The sequence below is a fragment of the Paracoccus saliphilus genome, from assembly GCF_028553805.1.
Classification (GTDB): Bacteria; Pseudomonadota; Alphaproteobacteria; order Rhodobacterales; family Rhodobacteraceae; genus Paracoccus; species Paracoccus saliphilus.
Map to the genome: position 1 here is coordinate 1,669,631 of NZ_CP067140.1, position 21,174 is coordinate 1,690,804.

Below are 21,174 nucleotides of genomic sequence, written 5' to 3' on the forward strand. Positions count from 1 at the left end.
ATGAAAGACGATACCGCAATCAAGGGCGTTGCCCACGCCGAAACGATCCACGATTCGGCCATCAAGCATGTCACCGGCCGGGCGGAATATACCGACGATCTGGCCGAGCCTCATGGCCTGATCCATGCCTATCTGGGGCTGGCGCAATGCGCCCATGGCCGGATCACCGGGATGGATTTCACCGAGACGCTGGCCGCGCCCGGGGTGATCGGCGTGCTCACCGCCAAGGATATCCCGGGCGTCAATGATGTCTCGCCCAATGGCAAGGATGACGATCCCGTCTTCGCCGAGGAGGAGGTGAAGTTCTGGGGCCAGCCCGTCTTTGCCGTCATCGCCGAGACTCGCGACCAGGCCCGCCGTGCCGCCCACATGGCCAAGATCGGCTATGAAGAACTGCCCTTCGCACTCGACCCCGTTGCTGCGCGCGACGCCGGGATGGATTACGTGACCGAGCCGCTGACGCTGAAACGCGGCGATGCCGGGGCCGGGATGGCTGCGGCTCCGCGCCGCATCAAGGGACGGTTCGGGATCGGCGGGCAGGATCACTTCTATCTCGAAGGCCAGATCGCCATGGCGGTGCCGGGCGAGGACGAGGATGTCGCAGTCAATGTCTCGACCCAGCATCCAAGCGAGGTGCAGCATATGGTCGCCCATGTGCTGGATGTGCCATCGCATTCGGTGGTCGTGAATGTGCGCCGCATGGGCGGGGGATTCGGCGGCAAGGAGACGCAGATGAACCTATTTGCCTGCGTCGCCGCCATGGCTGCGAAGAAATGGAACCGCGCGGTGAAGATCCGCCCCGATCGCGACGACGACATGATCGCCACTGGCAAGCGCCATGATTTCGTGGTCGATTACGAGGTCGGATTCGACGACGAGGGCCATATCCTGGCCGTCGAGGGCGATTGGTATGCGCGCTGCGGTTTCTCGGCCGATCTATCCGGCCCCGTGACCGACCGGGCGCTGTTCCATGCCGACAACGCCTATTACTACCCCGATGTGCTTCTGCGCAGCCATCCGATGCGCACCAATACCGTCAGCAACACCGCTTTTCGCGGCTTCGGAGGACCGCAAGGCGTCATCGTGGCCGAACGGATGATCGAAGAGATCGCCTATGCGCTTGGCCGCGACCCCTACGAGATCCGGCAGAAGAACCTCTACAAGAACGGGCAATTGACCCCCTATCACCAGGAGATCAGCGACCAGATCCTGCCGCGCATCTTCGAGGAACTCGAAGCGAGCAGCGATTACCAGGCCCGCCGTCAGGCGGTGCTGGACTGGAACTCGAAGGGAGGCGTGATCCGCAAGGGCATCGCGCTGACCCCGGTGAAATTCGGCATCAGCTTTACCGCGACATGGTTCAATCAGGCCGGTTCGCTGATCCATGTCTATTCCGACGGCTCCATCGCGCTGAACCATGGCGGGACCGAGATGGGGCAGGGTCTGAATACCAAGGTCGCGCAGGTCGTGGCCGAGGCCTTCCAATGCGATATCTCGCGCATCAAGATCACCCGGACGACGACCGAGAAGGTGCCGAATACCTCGGCCACCGCGGCCTCATCGGGGACCGATCTGAACGGCATGGCGGCGCTGGACGCAGCCGAGCAGATCAAGACCCGGCTGGTCGATTTCGTTTCCGAGCGTTGGCAGGCCCCGCGAGAGGATGTGCGTTTCGTGCCCGGTCATGTCGTGGCGGGCGAGACGGCGATCCCCTGGAACGAGGTGATCAAGGCCGCCTATATGGCCCGCATCCACCTGTCGGCGGCGGGTTTCTACAAGACGCCCAAGATCCACTGGGACCGCGCTACGGGTCAGGGACGGCCGTTCTATTACTTCGCCTATGGCGCGGCGGTCTCCGAGGTTTCCGTCGATACGCTGACCGGCGAATACGTGATCGACCGCGCCGATGTGATCCACGATGTCGGCCGCAGCCTGAACCCGGCCATCGACAAGGGTCAGGTCGAGGGCGCCTTCGTGCAGGGCACCGGCTGGCTGACCTGCGAGGAGCTCTGGTGGGACGACAAGGGCCAGCTGCGCACGCATGCGCCCTCGACCTACAAGATCCCGCTCGCTTCGGACCGCCCGCGCATCTTCAACGTGACGCTGGCCGACTGGTCGGAAAACAGCGAGCGCACGATCAAGCGGTCCAAGGCCGTGGGAGAGCCGCCCTTCATGCTGGGCATCTCGGTGTTCGAGGCGATCAACATGGCTGTTGCCTCGGTGGCGGAATACCGCGAACCCGCCCGCCTCGACGCCCCCGCCACGCCCGAGCGTGTGCTGATGGCCGTGAACCGGCTGAAGGGATGATCCGGGTCCGCGTCATATCGGCCAGGGGCTCGACCCCGCGCGATGCGGGGGCCGAGATGTTCGTCGGTCCGGATCGGGTCGAGGGCACCATTGGTGGCGGTCAGTTGGAATATATGGCCATCGACCGCGCCCGGCGGATGCTGCAAACCGGCGAGGCGCAGGCCGAGATGGATATCCCCCTTGGCCCCGAGATTGGGCAATGTTGCGGAGGACGCGTTCGGCTGAGCCTAGACCGAAAACCCGCGACGCCGCAGGACCATCCCGACGTGCTGATCTTCGGCGCGGGCCATGTCGGTCGGGCACTGGCATTGGCGCTGCAACCGCTGCCGGTCAACGCCACGCTGATCGACCAGCGCCCCGAAGAATTGGCGCTTGCCGCCTCCGGCCTGCAAACCCGTCTGACCCCGCTGCCCGAGGCCGAGATCCGCGCCGCCCGCCCCGGTTCCGCCATCGTCATCCTGACCCATGACCATGCGCTGGATTTCATGCTGGGTACCGAGGCGTTGTCGCGCAATGACCTCACCTATATCGGCATGATCGGCAGCGCCACGAAACGCTCGCAGTTCAACCGCTTCGCCCGCGACCGTGGCATCGATCCCGCGCAACTGACCTTGCCGATCGGCGCGGGGTTCTCAACCGATAAACGCCCGGCGGTGATTGCCGCCTATACCGCCGCCGAGTTGATGACCCGGCTGACCGCAACTTCTTCTTCAGAAAAATATCCATGCAACAGTTAATCCGGGGCCGAGTGCTCGGCTTTCATGCCGATCCCTCTGAGACTGACGACAACCACCGCTATATCGAGGACGGTGCCATCCTGATCGAGGATGGCCGCATCCTTGCCGTGGACGAATACACCGTGCTCGCCCGCCCGGATCTGGCCGAGATCGACCACCGCCCGCATCTGATCATGCCGGGCTTCATCGATCCGCATATCCATTTTCCACAGGTGCAGGTGATCGCAAGCTGGGGCGCGCAGCTTCTGGACTGGCTGAACACCTATACCTTCCCCGAAGAGGCGCGTTTCGCCGATCCCGATCACGCCACCCGCATGGCAGGGCTATTTCTCGACCAGCTGACCGCACATGGTACGACAACGGGTGTCGCCTTCTGCTCGGTCCATGCCACCAGTGCCGAGGCGCTGTTCTCCGCCGCCGAGGCGCGAGACATGGCGATGGTTGCGGGCAAGGTGATGATGGACCGTAATGCGCCCGATTCCGTGCTGGACACGCCGCAGCAGGGCTATGACGACAGCAAGCGCCTGTTGGAGAAATGGCACGGGCGGGGCAGGCAGCGATATGCGATCACGCCGCGCTTCGCCATCACCTCGACGCCCGGGCAGATGGAGGCCACCGGCGCGCTGGTGCGCGAGCACCCCGATTGCCATGTCCAGACCCATCTGAGCGAAAATCTCGAAGAAATCGAATTTACCTTGAGCCTGTATCCCGAGGCACGGGATTACCTTGATATCTATGAAAAATACGGGCTGCTATCGGATAAGCTCCTGTTGGGCCATTCGATCCATCTGCGCGAGCGCGAGATCGCCCGGATGGCGGAAACCGGAAGCCGTGCGGTGTTCTGCCCGACCTCGAACCTGTTCCTCGGCTCGGGCCTGTTCGACGAGGCGGGGCTGCGTGCGGCGGGTATCGTCAGCGGTATCGCTACGGATGTCGGCGGCGGCACCAGCTATTCGATGCTGCAGACGCTGAACGAGGGCTACAAGATCCTGCAACTGCGCGGGCAGAAGCTGCACCCGTTGCAGGCCTTCCACTGGGCGACGCGGGGCAATGCGCTAGCCCTGGGGATGCAGGACCGGATCGGCACGCTGGAGCCGGGATCGGATGCCGATCTGGTGGTTCTCGACGCCGGGGCGACCGATGCGATGGCCTTGCGGATGGAGCGGGCGGAGGCATTGGCCGAAGAGCTGTTCATCTTGCAGATCATGGGAGATGATCGCGCCATCGCGCAGGTTTACGTGGCAGGAAACCCAAGAAAGCCTGCCGCCCAACCCAGGAATGGGCGGCAAGGAAAATCGGTCCGGGATCTGGTGGAATCTGCAGACTGATCCGGCACGGGCGGTCAATCTCGCCGGGATCAAGTCCGATTTCGGCCCGATCTGGTGCATGTTCACATAGTTTACGTATGCTGCATATATTCTGGATACCGGGAACAGGAGCATCATATCATGAGCATGGCAAGCGACGCCCGGTTCTGGGATCGGACGTCCCGGAAATACGCCAAATCCACGATTTCGGATATGCCGGGATATGAACGCACATTGGACCGGACCCGAAAGCTGTTGGGATCAGGCGGTCGGGTGCTGGAACTGGGCTGCGGGACCGGCACGACCGCGCTCCGGCTTGCGGAGGCGACGCAACGCTATCTGGCCACGGATGTTTCCACCGAGATGATCAGGATCGCCGAAGAGAAACACGCGGCCAGCCCTGTTTCGCCGCTGACCTTCCGCATAGCGACGGCGGATACGCTTGAGTCCGAAACCGGGCAGTTCGACGCTGTTCTGGGGTTCAACTACCTTCACCTGGTTCGCGACCTGCCGGGAACGCTCCATCGAATCCATGCAATGCTCGTGCCCGGAGGTTTGTTCATTTCCAAGACGCCCTGCCTTGGGGATATGAACCCGCTGATACGGCTTGTCTTGTTGCCTGTCTTGCGGGCGATCGGAAAGGCCCCTTATGTCGAGGCTTTCCGAAGCACGGAGCTGTGCGAGCTGCTTTCTAGCTCCGGTTTCGATATCGCCGCCACGGAACATCACGCAACCAAGAGCGAAGTCGGACGTCCCTATATCGTCGCGCGGAAGCGATGAGGCAGAGCAGGCTTCCTGCCGGATATTGACGATGCCTGAGCCGCAACCTAGACATGGGGCATGATGATGTTCACGCAGGCCTTTCCTTCCTTCTATTATCCGCTCCCCTAGGAGCGGCAGGCATTCGTGCGACCGCTGCAACTGCCAGTGGTCGAATATGAGCATCAGTAGCGATCCTGGCCCCCTTTCTGAAAGACCAGGATATGACACGCCCCTTCATGATCATCGTTGGCTTCGGTGCATTTGGTGAATTGGTCGCAAGGATACTTGCCGATCATGCGGATATCGCGATCAATGACCCCTCGCCGAAAGCTCAGGATAAAGCCCGTGCTCTGGATATTGCTGTCGTCGATGTCTCTGCTGTTGCTCGGGCCGATTTGATTGTCCTCGCTGTGCCGGCATCCGGTCTGGAGGATTGTCTGACCGGATTGTCCGCATTTCTGAGATCGGGACAGGTCATGATCGACACCTGTTCGATAAAGGAAGAGCCCGTTCGGCTTATGCGGGCGATATTGCCCGAAACAGTGGAGATTGTTGCGACCCATCCCATGTTCGGCCCGCAAACTGCCAGGAACGGCATATCAGGGCTTCAGATGGTGATTTGTCCGGTGCGGGGACAGAAATGGCGTCCGTTGGCGCATTTTCTTCGTTCTGTTCTGGGATTGCAGGTCCTGGTCACGACCCCTGAAGAGCATGATCGGCAGGCGGCCGTCACTCAGGGCCTGACGCATCTGCTTGCCCATGCGCTCGGCAATTTTGAGCATTCCCCGAAAATCAGAACCCGAAGCTTCGAGTTGCTGATGGAAGCTGTCGCGATGGTAAGCAGCGATGCTCCGGAAGTGTTCGAAGCAATCGTTCGAGGGAACAGGTACGTTCCCGAGGTCAGGAGAATCCTTTTGAACGCCCTTGAAGGGAGCAACAAGACAACCTGAATGAGCCGGGCAAAATACTGACAACTTTATCCATCTTCTTTCCTGAACATATCCTCGTCGCATATCGTTCCGAAGCGGGGGGCCGGTTAGGTCGCCATGCTCATGACATAAAAGCGACGGGTGTATTGGCGGATGGGCGATCACGCTATGGGAAAGATTACGCCGGTTCTGATGGCTGGTGGCTCCGGGACGCGGCTTTGGCCGGTTTCGCGCAAGAGCTTTCCCAAGCAGTTCACGCCGCTTTTGGACAATGGGTCCTTGTTCCAGGCCTCAGTCCAGCGATTATCCGGGCCGGATTACAGCGGGCTGACGGTGATGACGAACGCCGATTTCCGCTTTATCGTGGCAGAGCAGCTTGAACAGATCGGGGTGAATTCGGCCACCGTGATGATCGAACCGGTCAGCCGCAACACCGCGCCCGCGATTCTCGCTGCCACATTGGCGGTCGTGGATCGCGACCCCGAGGGGCTGGTGATTGTCGCGCCATCCGATCACGTGATTCCCGATGCCGAGGCTTTCACCCGAGCGGTCAGGGAGGGGGCAAGACTTGCGCGGGAGGGCCGAATTGTCGTCTTTGGCATCCCGCCCGACCGGCCCGAAACCGGCTATGGATATCTCGAATTGGCCGAAACGGGCGACGGTCCACAGCCCTTGCAGCGTTTCGTCGAAAAACCCGCCCCCGAACAGGCAGAACAGATGTGCGCCGATGGCCGGCATCTCTGGAACGCGGGAATTTTTCTCTTTCGTGCCAAGGATATGATCGAGGCGTTTCGTATCCATGCGCCGGAATATCTGGTGCCCGTTCAGGCCGCGCTGGATCATGGGCAGACTGACCTGGGATTCCTGCGGCTCGCATCTGCCCCGTGGGAGGGGTTGCCTGATCAGTCGATCGACTACGCCGTGATGGAAAAAGCCCGTAACCTGTCCGTTCTGCGCCTAGGTTGTCACTGGGCCGATCTGGGCGGTTGGGACGCGGTATGGCGCGAGGATTTACGCCATACCCCGGACGAGAATGGCGTGGTGGCCGATTCGAACTCGACCGCGATCGATTGCCGGAACCTGCTGCTGCGCTCGGATGGCGACATCCAGGTCGTGGGAATCGGGTTGAACGACATGATGGTCGTGGCGACGAGCGATGCGGTCCTCGTGGCGGGGATGGATCGGGCGCAGGAGGTGCGGCGGGCGGTCGGTGCATTAAGTGCCGGGAACCGGAAGCAGGCGACCGCCTTTCCCCGCGATCATCGCCCTTGGGGCTGGTTCGAGACATTGGCGCTTGCCGATCGTTTTCAAGTCAAGCGGATCGTCGTCAAGCCCGGTGCCTCCCTGTCGCTGCAGCGGCATATGCACCGTTCGGAACATTGGATCGTCGTATCGGGCACGGCCCGGGTGACGATAGACGATATCAGGACATTGGTGACCGAGAACCAGTCGATCTACGTGCCGCTCGGCGCAGCCCATCGTCTGGAAAATCCGGGCAAATTGCCGGTCATTCTGGTCGAGGTTCAGACCGGCTCTTATCTCTGTGAGGATGATATCACCCGCTACGCGGATCTGTATGCCCGCGACAATCCGGCATGAGGCAAATACATCTCCCGGAACAGTGGGCTAGGGTCGTCCGGTGCCGCTAGGACAGGGGCAGTCAATAGAGCGTGATTAATCGCCCGTGTCTCAATCCGCCATCGTTGTGTCGCAAATTGTCCGCACGGATTCGCCGCCGAGGTTAGTTTAGCAAGACAGGCGGCCATATCGCAGCGATAGGACGGCCCGTGACATGTCAAAGAGCGCTGAGAGCGCAAGATGGAACCACAGGTGCGCGATGACCACAGTCCCTTCCACCGCCGAACTGATCGCGGCGCGTCAGCCCGGTTTTTCTTTGCCGCGCGACCTCTATTGCGGTCAGCAGGCGCTTCAGGACGATCTGGAACAGATCTGGTACCGTGAATGGCTGTTCGCCGTCCCGGCCTGCGAGATTCCCAAGACCGGGAACTACGCCACGCTGAATGTCGGGCAATATCCGGTGATTGTCATTCGCGGGGCCGATGGCCGAATTCGCGCCTTTCATAATGTCTGCCGTCATCGCGGCCAGCGGCTTTGCCCCAAGAGTTCGGGCAGCAATCCCAAGCTGGTCTGCCCCTATCATCAATGGACTTATGATCTGGACGGCAAGCTGGTCTATGCCCGCGATATGGGTGAGGGCTTCGATGCGTCCAAATACGGACTGAAACCGGTCCATTGCGTCGATATCGGCGGCATGGTCTTCATTTGCATCGCCAAGGTTCCCCCGGCGGTCAATGATCTCGCCAAGAACTTGATGACCTATCTTGCTCCCAGTGCGCTCGCGGATGCGAAAGTCGCCTTCAGCTCGACCATTGTCGAAAAGGGCAATTGGAAGCTGGTGATGGAAAACAACCGTGAATGCTATCATTGCGGCGGATCGCACCCTTCGTTGTGCCGGACCTATTCCGACGATCCCGAGATGACCGTGATGGAGGGCCCGAATTCCGCCAGCAACGAGATTCTTCAGCATTGGGAGCGCTGCGACGCTGCCGGTTTGCCGGCCCGTTTCGTGAACGCTCCGGATATGCAGTGGCGCATGGCGCGGGTGCCGCTGATGGATCACGCCGAAAGCTTTACCATGTCGGGAAAGGCCGCCGTGTCGCGGCGCATGGGCTCCATCCCCTGGAACGATGCCGGGGCGATGATGTTCTATCACTTCCCCACGAGCTGGAACCATTTCCTGCCCGATCATGCCATCGTGTTCCGCATCCTGCCGATCAGCCCGACCGAGACCGAGGTGACGACGAAATGGCTGGTTCACAAGGACGCGGTCGAGGGCAAGGATTACGACCTGGCCAAGCTGACCGAGGTGTGGCTGGCCACCAATGACGAGGATCGCCGCGTGGTCGAGGAAAACCAGGCCGGCATTCTCAGCCCTGCATATGAGCCCGGCCCCTATTCGCCGCGGCAGGAAATGGGCGTGCTGCATCTGGTCGATTGGTATTGTGGCGTGATGTCCAGCCGTTTGGGGCTACAAACGGCAGCGGAGTAAGTGATGGGAAAGCAGCGCATAAACTGGTCGGGTGAGCCATGGGACGATTCCGAATGGCTGGAATTCACCCAGATGATCCCCGAAACGGTGGATACGACCACCTTCACCTTTCGCGCGTCGTCCGGTGCCTGGTTCGACTATCAACCGGGCCAGTTCATCACGCTGGATTTGCCGGTGCCGGGTGGGAATGTGCAGCGCACCTATACGCTGTCATCCTCGCCCTCGCGGCCGATGCATATCTCGATCACCGCAAAGGCGCAGCCGGATTCGGTCGGTACGCGCTGGATGATGGACAATCTCAGGCCGGGAATGAAGATCAAGGCCTGGGGGCCGTCGGGTATCTTCAGCCTGCAGCGTAACCCGGCAAAGAAATACCTGTTCATCTCGGCCGGTTCGGGCATCACGCCGATGATGTCGATGACCACCTGGCTATGGGATAGCGGGCAAAAACCGGATGTCGTTTTCGTCCATGCCGCGCGCCGTCCCTCGGATGTGCTGTTCAATGAACAGTTGCACCACATGGCGAACCGGGAATCGGGCCTGCAGTTGCATATCACCGTCGAGGAACATGACGAATTCCGGTCCTGGCATGGATATCGCGGACGGATGAGTCAGCTCATGCTGGGCCTGATGGCTCCCGACTATCTTGAGCGAGAGGTGTTCTGCTGCGGCCCCGAGCCCTTCATGCAGGCCGTGCGGGATATCCTGATCTCGCTCGGCTATGACATGGACCACTACCATCAGGAGAGCTTTGGCGCCCCGGTCGAGACCGAGGCACAGGCCCCGGACCTGGATGATGTCGTCCCCGACGAGGAAGTCAGGGCAGAGCTGGTCTTTGCCGCGTCAGGCATCAGTGCGCGCTGCCACGAGACCGACACCGTGCTGACGATCGCCAAGGCCAATGGGCTGAATATCCCCTCGGGCTGTACCTTCGGTCTCTGCGGGACCTGCAAGACCCGCAAGCTGGAGGGCGAGGTGCATATGGTCCATAATGGCGGCATCTCGGATGAGGATATCGAAGAGGGATATATCCTCGCCTGCTGCTCGAACCCTATCGGCAAGGTGGTGGTGGATATTTAGACCGTGGCTCTGCCCGTCGCCGGCCGGTTCTCGAACCAGTGGCGCACCATCCGGCAACCCCGAGGTGCTTGAACAAAGAAGAAGGGAGGAGGGGGCGGAGGCCGATCAGGCCACCGCGTCCGTCCGTATATAGTTCAGGATCGGGGCCAACCAGCGCTCGGTTTCCTCGAGGGACATGCCCTTGCGCGTGGCATAGTCGCGAACCTGGTCCTCCTCGACCTTGGCGACGCCGAAATAATAGGCCTCGGGATGGCCGATATAGAAGCCTGAAACGGACGATCCCGGCCACATGGCCATGCTCTCGGTCAGTTTCACGCCCGTTGCCGCTTCCGCGTCCAGCAAGTCGAACAGGGTCTCCTTCTCGGTATGATCGGGCTGGGCCGGATAGCCCGGGGCGGGGCGGATACCGTGATAGGGCTCGGCGATCAGTTCCGTTGGGGTATAGGCTTCGTTCGGCGCATAGCCCCAGAATTCCTTGCGGGCGCGCTCGTGCAGCATTTCGGCCATGGCCTCGGCGATGCGGTCGGCCAGCGCCTTGACCATGATGGCAGAGTAATCGTCATTGGCACGCTCGAAGCGGGTGGAGATCTCGGATTCCTCGGGGCCCGCCGTCACCACGAAGCCGCCAACATAATCCGGCCCCACGCCTTCGGGGGCGACGAAATCGGACAGGGCCACGTTCGGACGCCCGCCGCGCTTGGCCACCTGCTGACGCAGCGTGTGCAGCATGGCCAATGTCTCGCCCCGCTCCTCGTTGGTATAGAGGCGGATATCGTCGCCCACCGCGTTGGCGGGCCAGAAGCCGACCACGGCGCGGGGGCGGAACCATTTACCCTCGATAATCCGGGCCAGCATTTCTTGGGCCTCGGCATAGAGCGTCCGCGCGGCCTCGCCCTGCTTTTCGTCCTCGAGGATGCGCGGGAAGACGCCTTTCATCTCCCATGTCTGGAAGAAGGGCGTCCAGTCGATATAGCGGGCGATCTCGGACAGGTCCCAATCGTCGATGATGCGGGAACCGGTGAAGGACGGGGCCGGGGCCTTGAAATCCGTCCAGTCCAGTTTCAGCGCATTGGCGCGGGCGGTAGACAGGGGCAGGCGCTGCTTGGCGGCCTCGTTGCGCTCGTGGCGGTCGGCGACCTCGGCATATTCGCTGCGGATATTTTCCACATAGGCCTGCTGCTGCGCCGGGCTGAGCAGCGAGGACACCACGCCCACCGCACGGCTGGCATCGGTCACATAGACGGCGGCGCCCTTGTGGTAGCGCGGCGAGATCTTGACCGCGGTATGGATCTTCGAGGTCGTGGCACCGCCGATCAGCAGGGGGACGTGGAAACCCTCGCGTTCCATTTCCGAGGCGACATGCACCATCTCGTCCAGCGAAGGGGTGATCAGGCCGGACAGGCCGATGATGTCGACATTCTGTTCCTTCGCCACTTCGAGGATCTTCTGCGAGGGCACCATCACGCCCAGGTCGATCACCTCGTAATTGTTGCAGGCCAGCACGACGCCGACGATATTCTTGCCGATATCGTGCACATCGCCCTTCACGGTGGCCATCAGCACCTTGCCGGCGTTTTCACGTTCGCCGCCGCCATTCAGGCGCTTTTCCTCTTCCATGTAGGGCAGCAGCACCGCGACGGCCTGTTTCATGACGCGGGCGGATTTCACCACTTGCGGCAGGAACATCTTGCCCGCGCCGAACAGGTCGCCCACCACGTTCATCCCGGCCATCAGTGGCCCCTCGATCACGTCGAGGGGGCGGGTGGCCGATTGCCGGGCTTCTTCGGTATCGGCCTCGACATAGTCGGTGATGCCGTTGACCAGCGCATGTTCCAGCCGCTTCTCGACGGTCCATTCGCGCCATGACAGGTCTTTCTCGCGCCTCTTCTCGCCGCCCTCGCCGCGATAGCGTTCGGCGATGTCGAGAAGCCGTTCTGTCGCGTCGTCGCGGCGGTTGAGAACCACGTCCTCGCAGGCCTCGCGCAGTTCCGGGTCGATCTGGTCATAGACCGCCAATTGCCCGGCATTGACGATACCCATATCCATCCCCGCCTGAATGGCGTGATAGAGGAACACGGCATGCATGGCCTCGCGCACGGGCTCGTTGCCGCGGAAGCTGAAGGACAGGTTGGACACCCCGCCCGAGACATGAACATGCGGCAGGTTTTGGCGAATCCAGCGGGTGGCCTCGATGAAATCGACGCCGTAATTATTGTGCTCGTCGATACCCGTCGCCACGGCGAAGATATTCGGATCGAAGATGATATCCTCGGGCGGAAAGCCCAGTTCTTCGGTCAGGATTTTGTAGGCGCGGGCGCAGATCTCGGTCTTGCGTTGCAGGGTGTCGGCCTGGCCCTGTTCGTCAAAGGCCATGACCACGACCGCCGCGCCATAGGCCAGGCACAGCCCCGCATGATGGCGGAACTGTTCCTCGCCCTCCTTGAGGCTGATCGAGTTCACCACCGGCTTGCCCTGCACGCATTGCAGCCCGGCCTCGATCACTTCCCATTTGGAACTGTCGATCATGATCGGCACGCGGGCGATATCGGGTTCCGCCGCCAGCAGGTTCAGGAATTCGACCATCGCCGCCTTCGAATCGATCAGTCCCTCATCCATATTCACATCGATGATCTGGGCACCGTTCTCGACCTGGTCGCGGGCGACCTCCAGCGCGGTGGCATAGTCGCGATTGGTGATCAGCTTGCGGAACCGGGCCGAGCCGGTGACATTCGTGCGCTCGCCGATATTCACGAAGGGAATATCGGGCGTCAGGACGAAGGGTTCGAGACCAGAGAGACGAAGCTGGCGGTCAGGCATATTCGGGAACCTTTCGCGGGCTGAATTCCGCCACGGCCTCGGCGATGGCGGTAATATGTTCGGGTGTGGTGCCACAGCAGCCGCCGACAACATTCACCAGCCCCTCGCGGGCGAATTCGGCCACCTGTTCGGCGGTGTCCTGCGGGCCTTCGTCATATTGGCCGAAGGCGTTGGGCAGGCCGGCATTGGGATAGGCGCAGATCAGCGTGTCGGCCACCCCGGACATCTCGGCCAGGTGCGGGCGCATGGCGGCGGCGCCAAGCGCGCAGTTCAGCCCCACCGTCCAGGGCCGCGCATGGCTGACGGAATGCCAGAAGGCCGTCGGCGTCTGCCCCGACAGGGTACGCCCCGAGGCATCGGTAATCGTGCCCGAGATCATCAGCGGCAGAGCCTGGCCATGCGCCTCCATCGCCTGAAGACAGGCGAAGATGGCGGCCTTGGCGTTCAGCGTGTCGAAGATCGTTTCGATCAGCAGGATATCCGCACCGCCTTCGATCAATCCCGTTGCCTGTTGCAGATAGGCTGCGCGCAATTCGTCGAAGGTCACCGCACGATAGCCCGGATCATTCACGTCCGGGCTGATCGAGGCGGTCCGGTTGGTCGGCCCCAGTGCCCCGGCGACGAAACGGGGCTTGCCGTCCTCGGCGGTGGCGCGATCCAATGCCCTGCGCACGACGCGCGCGCCCTCGGCATTCAGATCGTGCACAGCGCCTTGCAGCCCGTAATCGGCCTGCGCGATGGTTGTCGATGAGAATGTGTTCGTCTCGACGATATCGGCGCCCGCCTTGGCATAGCGGTAATGGATGTCCTCGACCGCTTCGGGTTGGGTCAGGATCAGCAGGTCGTTATTGCCCTTTTGCGGATGTTCGGAATGATGGCGGCAGACATGGCCCGAGGCGCGGCCGGTATAGTCGTCCTCATCCAGTCCCAATGCCTGGATCTGGGTGCCCATTGCGCCGTCGAGGATCAGGATGCGCTCGGCGGCGGCGCTGTTCAGCGCCTTGAATACGGGGGAGGGGGGCAGTCTGCCGGTCATGGTCGTCACCTTCGTCAGGAAGCCCGCAACATAAGCAGTGTTTGCAGTGGCCACAAATTCATAATTCTCTACAAGATTATGAGCGGTGCTGATAATTCATTAAGAACTCCAACGCCGATAAAAGATTCTTACTCCGGAAACAGGCGCTGATGCTCGGCGATGGCGTAGCGATCGGTCATGCCCGCCACATAGTCGAGCACAAGCCGCGCGCGTTCGGTCTCGCTCTCCGCCTGTTCGGCGCTGCGCCGCCAACCCTCTGGCATCTGCGCTGGATCGTTCATGAAAAGCGGGAACATATCGTTGACGATCTTGGTGACGCGGTGGCGTTCATCGACGACCGAAGGGGCGCGATACATGCGCTGGAACAGGAAGGATTTGATCGCCTTGATATTCTGATACAGCGGCTTGGAGAAGCGGATGATCGGCCCTTCCATGTCGCGGATTTCCTGCGCCGATTGCGGCTGCAACCCGGCCAGACGGTTTTCGGCCACTGCAATCACATCCTCGACCATGACGCCAAAGACCCGCCGCAGTGCCTCGTGCCGCCGCCGCATCCGGTCGAGACCGGGATGGAGACGATCCACCTCGGCAAAGGCTGGGCCGATCACCGGCAGTTCCGCCAGTTCTTCTTCGGTGAACAGTTCGGCGCGCAGCCCGTCATGCAGGTCATGGTGATTATAGGCGACGTCATCGGCCACCGCCGCGACCTGCGCCTCGGCACTCGCATTGGTGTGCAGTTCGAGATCCCACGCCGCATCGACTTCGGCCAGGGCATAGGGCAACGGCGCGCTGACCGGATCGCCTGTCGCGTTCTTTTCCAGAACCGGTCCGTTATGCTTGGCGATCCCCTCCAGCGTTTCCCATGTCAGGTTGAGCCCGTCGAAATCGGCATAATGCCGCTCTAGCCGGGTTACGATTCGCAGCGCCTGCGCGTTGTGATCGAAGCCGCCATATGGGGCCATCAGCGCCGACAGCGCATCCTCGCCGGTATGGCCGAAGGGGGGATGGCCAAGGTCATGGGCCAGCGCCACCGCCTCGGCCAGATCGGTGTTCAGGTCCAGTACCCCGGCGATGGTGCGGGCGACCTGGGCGACCTCGATGGTGTGGGTCAGGCGGGTGCGGTAATAATCACCGCGATATTCCTCTCCGTCATGCTCGACGAAAACCTGCGTCTTGTGCTTCAATCGCCGGAAGGCCGACGAGTGGATGATCCGATCCCGGTCCCGTTGCCAGGGCGAGCGGAAGGTGGACATCCGTTCGGGCCAGAGGCGGCCACGGCTGTCGTCGGGTTGGCAGGCATAGGGCGCAGTCATGGACCATCCTTGCGAGAGGCGCGTGGCAAGCCTATATTCCATACGTGTCTTTGAGAACGGGAACGCCCCATGAACGTGCCTCCGAAAGTGACAGAACGCGCCTTTGCCCAGCTGGCCGAGATCAATACCTCGGGCGAAATCCGCCCCCTGCGGGTGGCAGTGTCGGGCGGTGGCTGCTCGGGTTTCCAATATGACATCCGGCTGGACAAGGCCGAGGATGACGATCTGGTGCTGGAAGCCGATGGCCAGGCAGTCGTGGTCGATCCGGTGTCGCTGCCTTACCTTGCCGGCGCGGTGATCGATTTCACCGACGAGCTGATCGGCGCGCGCTTCACGATCGACAACCCGAACGTGACCTCCAGCTGCGGTTGCGGGACGTCGTTTTCGCTCTGATCCATTCGCATCACTGCTTGTCATTCCGCCCGGGTCCGACCAAGATGCCGGCATGAAAATCGCATCCTTCAATATCAACGGCATCAAGGCGCGGATCATGGCGCTGACGGATTGGCTGAGCGCGGCCGAGGCCGATGTCGTGGTCCTGCAAGAGATCAAATCCATCGATGAGGCCTTTCCGCGCGCGCATTTCGAGGATCTGGGATGGAATGTCGAAACCCATGGACAAAAGGGGTTCAACGGCGTCGCCATCCTGTCGAAACTGCCGATCGAAGACGTGATGCGCGGCCTGCCCGGTGACGAGAGTGACGAACAGGCGCGCTATATCGAGGCGACTGTTGTCGGGGACAAGGCGGTCCGGATCGCGGGGCTGTACCTGCCCAATGGCAACCCGGTGCCGGGGCCGAAATACGATTACAAGCTGGCATGGATGGAGCGCCTGCGGATTCGGTCCGCCGAATTGCTCGCCAGCGAGATGCCGGTGGTGATGCTGGGCGATTACAATGTCATCCCCGAGACGCGCGATGCCGCAACCCCGAAGAAATGGGAAGACGACGCGCTGTTCCTGCCGCAAAGCCGGGCTGCGATGCGGGCTATCCAATGGCAGGGCTGGTCGGATGCGATCCGACTGCGCGATCCCTGGTCCACGCGCGGGCCGTTCACATTCTGGGACTTTCAGGGCGGCGCCTGGAGCAAGGATGACGGCATCCGGATCGATCATATGCTGCTGTCGCCGCAAGCCGCCGATCTGCTTGTTGAGACCGGCGTGGACCGCGAGGCGCGTGCAGCCGAAAAGCCAAGCGACCACGTGCCGGTCTGGCTGCGGCTGGCAGCCTGACGATCAGCGATTTCTTGCGGAACATCCAACGCATTCAGGCAATGTAAATATGTTTCATGGCTGAGATTTGCCAGGAAATGGCTAAAACGCAGCGAGGTTCAGGATGAATGCCGTCCTGTCGGATTGCAATGGTCTGACGGAAATCGCGACGCATAGCGCGGTCGGCAAATTTCTGGGCGGCGCATCGGGCCTGCGGGATGAACATAACGGGCGGCTCGAACGGGTGCCGACATTCAGGATCGACGACCTGCCCATCGAGGATCTCTGCCTGATCCAGCCGGATGTCGAAGGCCACGAGAACAGCGTGCTGAAAGGCGCCGAATCGACGATAGAACGATTCGAGCCGATCATCCTGATCGAGAACAACCTGAACAATTGTGCCGAAGTGCTGACCGGGTCAGGTCACGGGCATTGTTTCACCAGGGGCGGGCTCTCCTATTGGGCGCGCCCGGTGGATCGTGATTTCGTCAAATCCCTGAATGCCTGACGCCCCGGATTCGGGGCTTGTTACAAGACCAGGACGCCGGAATGCTTGGCCATGTGCTCCGGCTCGACATGGATGGTGATCTGCGCCTCGGGCAGTTTCGCGTGCAGGGATTGCTCGATACGGTCGCAGATGCCGTGGGCCTCGTCGACTGTGGTCTGTCCGTCCACGACGAGATGGAAATCGATGAATGTCACGCGCCCGGCATGGCGCGTCCGCAGGTCATGGGCCTCGATGGCCCCGGTCGCGCGGTCGGATATGATGCCGCGGATCACGTTCAGGGTATCGTCGGATACCGCCTCATCCATCAGACCGCTGAGCGAAGAGGCGGTCAGCTTCCAGCCCGACCATAGGATATTCAGTCCGACCAGTCCCGCCAGCAGGGGATCCAGTACCGTCCAACCGGTCATGACCGCGAGCGCGACACCAAGCAGCACCGCGCCCGAGGTGATCACATCCGTCAAGAGATGCTTGCCATCCGCAACCAGGGCAGGGGATTTCAGCCTCCCCCCGCGTGAGATCAGCACCCGGCACCAGATAGCGTTCATCACCCCGGCCATGGCGTTGATCGCCATGCCGGTGAAAGGGGCGTCAAGCTCCGGCGGGTTACGAAAACCGAGATAGGCCTCGCGCATGATCAGCAGGGCCGCGAGAATGATCATGACCCCTTCCAGAACGGCGCTGAAGAATTCCGCCTTGTGATGTCCATAGGGGTGGCCGGCATCGGCGGGGCGGGCGGCGACGCGGATCGCGATCAGGGCGGCAAAGGCGGTTGCCACATTGACGGTGCTCTCGAGCGCATCCGACAAGAGCGCGACCGAGCCGGTCAGCCACCATGCCAGCAGCTTCAGGGCCAGGACGACAAGTCCGACAACAATGCTGCCCACGGCGATTTTCAGAACATTTGTCATTGTGACCCGCCCGCTTGCCGTCCCTTTCGCGTTGACGCAGGCTTTGTCAGATCATCCGGGATTGCTCAACCTGAAATGAACCACGGTTCCTGGGTGATAGAGCAGTCAAAACAAGGCGAACACCTGGCAAAATGATCCTGCAACGCCTTCATCCGGCGCGCGCTGACGCAAGCTGCCACAAGGATATGGACCATGCAACGCGGGATGGACCGGGCCCGGTGCAAGCCCTATACCCGCGCCCATGCAAAACGTCGCCATCTACTTCGCCGCGGCAATGGCCGAGATCGCCGGATGTTTCGCTTTCTGGGCATGGTTCAGATTGGACAAGCCGATCTACTGGCTATTGCCGGGAATGGCATTGCTGGCGCTGTTCGCGTGGTTGCTGACACTCAGCCCCGCCGATCAGGCCGGGCGCGCCTATGCCGTTTACGGCGGTATCTATATCGCTTCGTCGCTCGTCTGGCTGTGGCTGGTCGAGGGACAGCGCCCCGATAGCTGGGACCTGACCGGCGCGGCGATCTGCCTGACCGGGGCTGCCATCATCCTGTGGGGACCGCGTGGCGGTTAACGCGCACAGGGTCGAAGAAAAACCATTATGCGACCTAATCGGCCCCGAACCAGCCTCTTCTTCTTTGCTCAAATACCTTTACGGACTGAGCCGCGTCATGCCGAGATATCCCGCTCGCGCCAAGGCCCGCTCGGTTCCTAATCGTCCCGGTCATCCCCGAAATGGGCGTCATCGTCATATTCATCCTCGCCCTCGTTCACATATTTCGAACTGAGCGCGATGGAATGGTTGTCGTGGATCGGATCCATGACGATGTCCGAGGGAATTTCACCCCTCAGCCATTCCCGCAATTCCTCGCGTATTTCCGCGACCTCCTGTCCGGTCGCTTCGGCCAGATAGGCGATAAAGGCGCGCTGGTCGCCATCGATCTCGTCCAGTTCGGTCTCGTCGACCTCGGGCCATTTGTCCACGATGGCTTCATAGAACGCGGACCAGTTTTCCTGAACGTGATGCCATTTCATCAATAGCCCCCTCCTAAGAAGCTCTGACCCCATCGGGCGATGCCCGTGATATCCTCGCCCACACCTGCGACGCTGTTACAGCCAGCCAGCAATGTGCAGGCCAGCGTGACGATCATGACTGCTCTCATTTCTCTTTCTCCTGCCACCAGACTTCGGGCATGAAGCCCGGCCAGTCGCCATAAAGTGGTTTTTGATCAGGATACAACAGGTTGGACGAATGAGCCAGACGCGAGATGGGGGGATAGCTGACCGGGATCACGTAGCGCCCGGCCGTCAACACCCGATCCAGCGCGCGCACGGCGGCGTTGAAATTCCCGGGACCATCCGCATTGAGCATTTCCCCGATCATCGTCTCGGCGGCGGGGCTGTTCATGCCCATCCAGTTCCGGCTGCCGGGCTGTGTCACACCCTCGTGGCCCCAATACAGCATCTGTTCGTTGCCAGGAGAGAGCGACAGGGCGCGTTCATACCAGGCCATATCGAACTGGTAATTATTGGTGCGCTGTATGAACTGCGCGGAATCCAGCATGGTCACGCGTGCCCTGATGCCCAGGTTGCGCAGCGCCTCTATATAGATGTCGGTGATCTGCTGCATTTCCGACGCGTTGCGCATGGAACTGCCCGACTGGTTCAGCAGGATCTCGAAGCTGAACGCGCGGCCATCGGCATTTCGCAGCACGCCATCCTGCACCGTCCAGCCCGCTTCGGCCAGCAATTGCATGGCCTTGCGCAGCCCGGCCCGGTCAAGAGGGCGGCGGCCGCCTTCGGGCAGGGTATAGCCCTCCAGCGTGCCGGGAAGGAGATCCTCGGCATATGGTTCCAGCAATTCCCGAACGCGGCCCTCGGCAGGACCGGGATGCATGGCGAGTGTCGAATTGGCGAAATAAGAGGTGATCCGAGGCTCTCGGCCGCCGTTCAGCGCGTTGTTGATGAATTCGAAGTTGAACGCCTCGATCATCGCCTGGCGTACGCGCCAATCGGCGAAGATCGGTTTGCGGCTGTTCATGACCAGCCCCATGATCCCTGACGGACGTTTATGCGGGATTTCGGATTTGACGACCTTGCCCTCGGTCACCAGGGGGAAATCGAACTCGGTTTCCCATTTCAGTGGCGAGAATTCGCGCCAGACATCGATATCCCCTGCCTTGAATGCCTCGAAGATGGCGTTCGAATCGCCGAAATAGTCAAAGCGGATCTCGTCGAAATTGTAGAAACCGCGGCTGAGCGGCAGATCCTTGCCCCAATAATCGGGATTGCGCTTGAAGCTGATCATCCGGCCAGGATCGACCCGGTCGATGACATAGGGGGCAGAGCCGATCGGGATTTCGAGACCGGGACGGCTGAAATCCTTGCCCTCCCATTGCGCCTTTTTCAGGATCGGGCGCATCCCCATCAGCAAGGCCATTTCGCGATCAGGTTCCTTGAAGGTGAAGCGGACACTGCGCTCTCCGGTCTGCTCCATGCTGGCCACCTTGGACCATGCGCCCCGGTAGCGGGGATGGCCTTCTTCGCCCAGGGTCTCGTAGGACCACATCACGTCCTCGATTGTCACGGGAGAACCATCCGAGAACCGTGCTTCGGGACGCAGGGTGAACTCTACCCAACTGCGATCCGGGTCGGTTTCGACGGATTCGGCCAAAAGTCCATATAATGTGAATGGTTCGTCGATCGAGCGATACATCAGCGTTTCGGCCACAAGTCCCGGCTGAAACAGGATCGGCCAGGCGGGGTTTCCCTTCAAAACCCATGGTTTCAGCGAGTCGAAGGAACCTTTTTCAGCCAAGCGAATCGCTCCTCCTTTCGGAGCCTTGGGATTCGCATATGGCAGATGGGGAAAACCCTCGGGGAGGGCGGGTTCTCCATACATTGCAATACCATGGGCGGGCTCTGCAAGGCTTGCCAGCGGCATTGATGCAACACCCGAAACGGACAGCGCGGCAGCAAGAAAGACACGTCTCATCGCGTAATTGTTAAGGATTTTGTAGATTCGCATTGCCGCTCGCCTCGTCATTCTTGCTTTGGCTGTGATTTCAACAGTCTTGCTCCTGACGCGTCAATGCCGGGGAAAACTTCGGTGTTGGACTCGGGGGCCGACTCGCGTATAAATAACTCACTGCTCGATAGGTTTCTTGCCTGTATGAAACCTGCCTCATGACTTGCG

Annotated in this window: 19 protein-coding genes; 12 read left to right on the forward strand and 7 right to left on the reverse strand. The window is 61.2% G+C overall.

Annotated features, from left to right (window positions below; genetic code table 11):
* From xdhB to JHX88_RS07995, 8 genes are all read left to right on the forward strand, one after another.
* On the forward strand, positions 1-2,307 hold the full coding sequence (gene xdhB / locus JHX88_RS07960) for a xanthine dehydrogenase molybdopterin binding subunit (RefSeq protein WP_076526102.1): 2,307 nt from the start codon (positions 1-3) through the stop codon (positions 2,305-2,307).
* On the forward strand, positions 2,304-3,044 hold the full coding sequence (gene xdhC, locus JHX88_RS07965) for a xanthine dehydrogenase accessory protein XdhC (protein WP_076526104.1): 741 nt from the start codon (positions 2,304-2,306) through the stop codon (positions 3,042-3,044). The genes xdhB and xdhC overlap by 4 nt, the downstream gene beginning before the upstream one ends.
* Positions 3,032-4,372 carry a guanine deaminase gene (gene guaD, locus JHX88_RS07970; RefSeq protein WP_076526106.1) on the forward strand — a complete coding sequence of 447 codons (1,341 nt, stop codon included), beginning with the start codon at positions 3,032-3,034 and terminating at the stop codon, positions 4,370-4,372. Before xdhC ends, guaD begins: the two co-directional genes overlap by 13 nt.
* A gap of 120 nt (positions 4,373-4,492) precedes the next feature.
* Complete coding sequence (locus tag JHX88_RS07975) at positions 4,493-5,131, forward strand: class I SAM-dependent methyltransferase (RefSeq protein ID WP_076526108.1); 639 nt, start codon at positions 4,493-4,495, stop codon at positions 5,129-5,131.
* A gap of 203 nt (positions 5,132-5,334) precedes the next feature.
* Entirely contained in the window at positions 5,335-6,063 is a 729-nt protein-coding gene (locus tag JHX88_RS07980; RefSeq protein ID WP_084203138.1) for a prephenate dehydrogenase, read from the forward strand.
* 147 nt (positions 6,064-6,210) lie between these two features.
* Entirely contained in the window at positions 6,211-7,641 is a 1,431-nt protein-coding gene (locus JHX88_RS07985) for a mannose-1-phosphate guanylyltransferase/mannose-6-phosphate isomerase (protein WP_076526110.1), read from the forward strand.
* Between the two features lie 238 nt (positions 7,642-7,879).
* Positions 7,880-9,112, forward strand: coding sequence for an aromatic ring-hydroxylating oxygenase subunit alpha (locus JHX88_RS07990; protein ID WP_076526112.1), 1,233 nt, complete (start codon positions 7,880-7,882; stop codon positions 9,110-9,112).
* 3 nt (positions 9,113-9,115) lie between these two features.
* Positions 9,116-10,192 carry an FAD-binding oxidoreductase gene (locus JHX88_RS07995; protein WP_076526114.1) on the forward strand — a complete coding sequence of 359 codons (1,077 nt, stop codon included), beginning with the start codon at positions 9,116-9,118 and terminating at the stop codon, positions 10,190-10,192.
* A gap of 105 nt (positions 10,193-10,297) precedes the next feature.
* Here the strand turns inward: JHX88_RS07995 and metH are convergent, their stop codons facing one another.
* The 3 genes from metH to JHX88_RS08010 form a co-directional block, all read right to left on the reverse strand.
* On the reverse strand, positions 10,298-13,009 hold the full coding sequence (metH, locus tag JHX88_RS08000; RefSeq protein ID WP_076526116.1) for a methionine synthase: 2,712 nt from the start codon (positions 13,007-13,009) through the stop codon (positions 10,298-10,300).
* Positions 13,002-14,045, reverse strand: a complete 1,044-nt coding sequence (locus tag JHX88_RS08005) for a homocysteine S-methyltransferase family protein (protein ID WP_076526309.1) — start codon at positions 14,043-14,045, stop codon at positions 13,002-13,004. The genes metH and JHX88_RS08005 overlap by 8 nt, the downstream gene beginning before the upstream one ends.
* A 128-nt stretch (positions 14,046-14,173) precedes the next feature.
* Positions 14,174-15,358 carry a deoxyguanosinetriphosphate triphosphohydrolase gene (locus JHX88_RS08010; protein WP_076526118.1) on the reverse strand — a complete coding sequence of 395 codons (1,185 nt, stop codon included), beginning with the start codon at positions 15,356-15,358 and terminating at the stop codon, positions 14,174-14,176.
* 69 nt (positions 15,359-15,427) lie between these two features.
* Between JHX88_RS08010 and JHX88_RS08015 the strand changes: the two genes are divergently transcribed.
* The 3 genes from JHX88_RS08015 (at position 15,428) to JHX88_RS08025 (ending at position 17,076) form a co-directional block, all read left to right on the forward strand.
* Entirely contained in the window at positions 15,428-15,751 is a 324-nt protein-coding gene (locus JHX88_RS08015; protein ID WP_076526120.1) for a HesB/IscA family protein, read from the forward strand.
* A gap of 52 nt (positions 15,752-15,803) precedes the next feature.
* A complete protein-coding gene (xth, locus tag JHX88_RS08020) occupies positions 15,804-16,589 on the forward strand; it encodes an exodeoxyribonuclease III (RefSeq protein ID WP_076526122.1) in 786 nt (261 codons plus the stop codon).
* Between the two features lie 103 nt (positions 16,590-16,692).
* Positions 16,693-17,076: an FkbM family methyltransferase gene (locus JHX88_RS08025; RefSeq protein ID WP_076526124.1), complete on the forward strand. Its 384-nt coding sequence runs from the start codon at positions 16,693-16,695 to the stop codon at positions 17,074-17,076.
* Positions 17,077-17,096: 20 nt separating this feature from the next.
* Here the strand turns inward: JHX88_RS08025 and JHX88_RS08030 are convergent, their stop codons facing one another.
* Complete coding sequence (locus JHX88_RS08030; protein WP_076526126.1) at positions 17,097-17,984, reverse strand: cation diffusion facilitator family transporter; 888 nt, start codon at positions 17,982-17,984, stop codon at positions 17,097-17,099.
* Between the two features lie 241 nt (positions 17,985-18,225).
* Between JHX88_RS08030 and JHX88_RS08035 the strand changes: the two genes are divergently transcribed.
* Positions 18,226-18,552 carry a YnfA family protein gene (locus tag JHX88_RS08035; protein WP_076526128.1) on the forward strand — a complete coding sequence of 109 codons (327 nt, stop codon included), beginning with the start codon at positions 18,226-18,228 and terminating at the stop codon, positions 18,550-18,552.
* Positions 18,553-18,689: 137 nt separating this feature from the next.
* On the opposite strand, the gene JHX88_RS08040 is transcribed toward JHX88_RS08035, so the two are convergent.
* The 3 genes from JHX88_RS08040 to JHX88_RS08050 are packed head-to-tail and all read right to left on the reverse strand — an operon-like array spanning position 18,690 to position 21,006.
* On the reverse strand, positions 18,690-19,013 hold the full coding sequence (locus JHX88_RS08040) for a hypothetical protein (protein ID WP_076526130.1): 324 nt from the start codon (positions 19,011-19,013) through the stop codon (positions 18,690-18,692).
* Positions 19,013-19,141: a hypothetical protein gene (locus JHX88_RS08045; protein ID WP_272848215.1), complete on the reverse strand. Its 129-nt coding sequence runs from the start codon at positions 19,139-19,141 to the stop codon at positions 19,013-19,015. Before JHX88_RS08045 ends, JHX88_RS08040 begins: the two co-directional genes overlap by 1 nt.
* On the reverse strand, positions 19,138-21,006 hold the full coding sequence (locus tag JHX88_RS08050) for an extracellular solute-binding protein (protein ID WP_076526132.1): 1,869 nt from the start codon (positions 21,004-21,006) through the stop codon (positions 19,138-19,140). The genes JHX88_RS08045 and JHX88_RS08050 overlap by 4 nt, the downstream gene beginning before the upstream one ends.
* Positions 21,007-21,174 lie beyond the last annotated feature (168 nt).